Here is a 3,504-nt window from a genome sequence, read left to right on the forward strand (position 1 = left end):
AGACTACTCTGTTGATTGCCCGCCCGTAACAAGGATTCGCATTTTGCAGGGACGGTCGCGCCAACCAAATCCGTGGCCTGTTTCGAGGACGCGTTCGAGACCTGCGTCGCCCCGCTGCGCTTGCCGATCGCCCATCGCAAGGCCGGCGCCACCGACCTGCTCGAAAGATTGTTCGGCGAGGATCGCCGCCGCTCCAAGGTCATCTCGCATGACTCCGGCAAAAAAAGCCTGTGCTCAAGGTCATGTTGGCTGTCCTGACGCGCCCCAACCATTCCTAACGAAGGCCCGCCGTCGGCGAGTTCGAACTCAAGCAACTCGCCGATATGCGCCAGCAACTGAACGAGGAGTTCACCAAGCGATCCTCATCCCAAATCCAACCGCTGCCCTCCGACAATTTTCCAGCAAAAACGGGACCTGATCTACGCGAACGCGCCAAAGAATTGCCGTAGCGACCGGCTATACCTTGACTCCTCGGCCAACGAAAGTTGTGGGCGGCAAGATCGTGATCCTGGGTCTCGGCGACGCCACCGCGGGCCATTGACAAGCAACGCAGAGCGGCGCCGATGAACATCAGAATTACTTCGGATAGGGGAGCCTCGTGTGAAGGAGGCTCGTAAGACCGCGGCGGCCCGTGCGAAGGAGCCTCGTCAAGCTCCGCAGGCGCATGACGCGACAAGCTTAAGCGTCGCGGATGACCGTATTCGTCAGAGCGACTGGCTACCCCCGCAGCAGGGCGTGATCCCGCGCATCCGGCTGGGCGGCCGATCGATCAATGTGCTGTGGGCGGCTCCGCTGGTCGTGGTTCTCCTGATCCTCGGAATCGCGGTGGCCCAGCAATTGCGAACGATGGCCGGCGTGCAGGCGTTCATCGCGCGCTACCCCGGCGAAACCCCATCCTCGGAGGCGGTGTACTCGGGCTTCCCCTTGTGGCTGCGATTGCTGCATTTCTTCAATTTCTTCTTGATGATGTTCATCATCCGCGCAGGGATTCAGATCCTCGCCGATCATCCGCGCCTTTATTGGCGGCGGGACTGCACGCCGGGCACGGATTGGTTTCGCTTCCAGCATGACGTTCCGAAGGACCGAGTCTGGACGTCGAAAGATGATTCCGTGACCATCCCCGGGTGGCTCGGCATTCCCGGCGTTCGTCACTCGATAGGGCTCGCCCGCTGGTGGCATTTCTCCTTCGATCTTTTATGGGTAGTCAACGGCATGATTTTTTATGTTTTGCTATTCACGACGGACCAGTGGCGCCGATTGGTGCCGACCACCTGGGCGGTATTCCCCAACGCCCTTTCGACGGCGCTTCAGTATTTGTCGTTGCAATTTCCAGTTGATCATAGCTGGACGAATTACAACGGGCTGCAACAGCTTGCCTACTTCATCACGGTGTTTGTCGCCGCCCCGCTGGCGGTCGTAACCGGCCTGATGCAGGGTCCGGCGATCGCCAACCACATGGGCTGGATTGCGAGGGTTCTCAATCGGCAGGCGGCCCGGACGATCCACTTCGGCGTGCTGTGCTGGTTTCTGTTTTTCATCTTCGTCCATGTGACGCTGGTATTCATCACCGGGGCGCGACAGAACTTGAACTACATGTGGGCCGGCGTGAACGACAAATCCTGGAACGGACTTTTGATCTGGAGCTGCGCCATGGTCCTGGCGATCGTGAGCTGGGGGCTCGCCTCGCCTTTCACAATCGGACATGCCCGGTTGGTTCAGAAGATCGGTCAAACCGTGGTCGGTCCCCTTATGGCTGTCGCGGAATGGGAGAATCCGAAAACTCAGTACACGGGTCCCGAGATCTCATCGTATTTGTGGCCCAATGGCACGCTGCCAAACTCTGAAGAGTTTGATTCATTCGTGAAAAGCGGCTTCGTCGACTACAGGCTCCGCGTGAGCGGGCTGGTCGAGAACCCAAAGACCTTCACCTATGCCGAGATCAAGGCGATGCCGAAGCAGGAACAGATCACCGAACATTTTTGCATTCAGGGATGGTCCGGCGTCGCCAAATGGGGCGGCGTTCCGATGCGCCACATCCTCGATATTGTAAAGCCGACAGCCGATGCACGCTACGCGGTCTTCTATTCGCTCTCCGAAGGCTCGGCGGGCGGCGGCTATTACGACGTTCACAAGCTGCAGAACATGCGCCATGAATTGACCATTCTCGCCTATGAAATGAACGGGGCGCCGCTCAGCGTGCTTCATGGCGCGCCGCTGCGGCTGCGCAACGAGAACGAATTAGGCTTCAAGATGGTCAAGTGGATCGCGGCGATCGAGTTTGTCCACGATTTCGCCCACCTCGGCGCCGGCCAAGGCGGCTATAACGAAGATCATGAGTTCTATGGATACCGCATGCCGATTTGAGACCCGCAGTATTTACAGAATCACGAATTACAGAATTGAATGACGAATTACTGGACTGCACCCCATCGGTGAGACATGCTAATTGGGTGACAGCGCTTCGTCCTGGTTTGGCGTTGGCGCGACTGGCCGCAGTTCGGCTTCGAACTCGACCGGGGGTTTGTATCCGAGCGCCGAGTGCAGGCGCTCTCGATTGTAGATTGTTTCGATGAACTCGCCGATCTGCCGGCGAGCGTCTTCGATGGCGGCGTAGGCTTTTCCGTTCACCTCCTCGGTTTTGAGGGTCTTCATGAAGCTTTCGGCCTTAGCGTTGTCGTAAGGGTTGCCGGGCCGGCTCATGCTGATGGCGATTTTCCGCGCCTCCAGCCGCTCGACATAGTCGCAACATGCGTATTGCACGCCGCGATCGGAGTGATGAATGAGGCTGTCGGGTGCGGGATTTCGCGCGGCCATGGCTTGGTCGAGCGCCTCCAAGGCCAGCGAGGCCTCCAGATGGTTGGCGAGCGCAAAGCCCACGACCTTGCGCGAGAATGCGTCGATGACGACGGCGAGATAGACGAAGTCCTCGGCGAGCCGAATGTAGGTGATGTCGGCGACCCAGAGCTGGTCGAGGCCGGTGGGGTAAAGGCCGCGCGCGAGGTTCGGCCGGATCGCGAAGCCGTGCCGGCTGTCGCTGGTGCGTGGGACGAAGGGCTTCGTGCGCAGGGCGAGCAGGCTATCCGCGCGCATCAGTCTGAGCACGCGCTTGGCGTTGACGATCAGGCCCTGCCGGCGCAGCGCGTGGGCGATGCGCCGATAGCCGTAATGGCGGTTCGTCAACGCGGCGCGTTGGATCAAATCGCGCAAGTCCGCGTCCTCGCGCGCTAAGCGCTGCGGGCCGAAATGGCGATAGTAGCCGGCGCGCGACACCTCTGCGAGGGCGCACAGGCGCCGAATGTTGGCGTCGTCCTGGGGAAAGCCTTGCGACTCGAGCGCGATCATGGTTTCGATGACCGCATAGAGATGGGCGCGCCGCCGTCCGGGCTCGTCGCGTCCCAAAGCCGCAAGGCTTCGCGAAAAAAATGCAGGTCCGCCTGCTGACGGCCGATCACCCGCTCGAGTTCGGCGATCCGCGCCTGCGCTTTCCTCAGCTCGTCCGAGGGC

The 3,504-nt window shown here is 60.3% G+C and carries 3 protein-coding genes; 1 reads left to right on the top strand and 2 read right to left on the bottom strand.

The features are described from left to right. A partial coding sequence (locus WB528_RS09885; protein WP_423888236.1) for a hypothetical protein occupies positions 1-335 on the bottom strand: 335 nt, incomplete at its 3' end. A 265-nt stretch (positions 336-600) separates the two neighbouring features. On the opposite strand from WB528_RS09885, the gene WB528_RS09890 reads away from it, so the two are divergent. Next, positions 601-2,364, top strand: coding sequence for a molybdopterin-dependent oxidoreductase (locus WB528_RS09890; RefSeq protein WP_423888237.1), 1,764 nt, complete (start codon positions 601-603; stop codon positions 2,362-2,364). 78 nt (positions 2,365-2,442) lie between these two features. Here WB528_RS09890 and WB528_RS09895 read toward each other — a convergent pair whose 3' ends face one another. After that, positions 2,443-3,342, bottom strand: coding sequence for an IS3 family transposase (locus WB528_RS09895; protein WP_423888238.1), 900 nt, complete (start codon positions 3,340-3,342; stop codon positions 2,443-2,445). Positions 3,343-3,504: the final 162 nt, after the last annotated feature.

The organism is Bradyrhizobium sp. (genome assembly GCF_049586575.1).
GTDB lineage: Bacteria > Pseudomonadota > Alphaproteobacteria > Rhizobiales > Xanthobacteraceae > Bradyrhizobium.

Excerpts from the sequence above, each read along its gene's own strand:
- WB528_RS09895 (WP_423888238.1), bottom strand. The coding sequence starts at position 3,342 with ATGATCGCGCTCGAGTCGCAAGGCTTTCCCCAGGACGACGCCAACATT.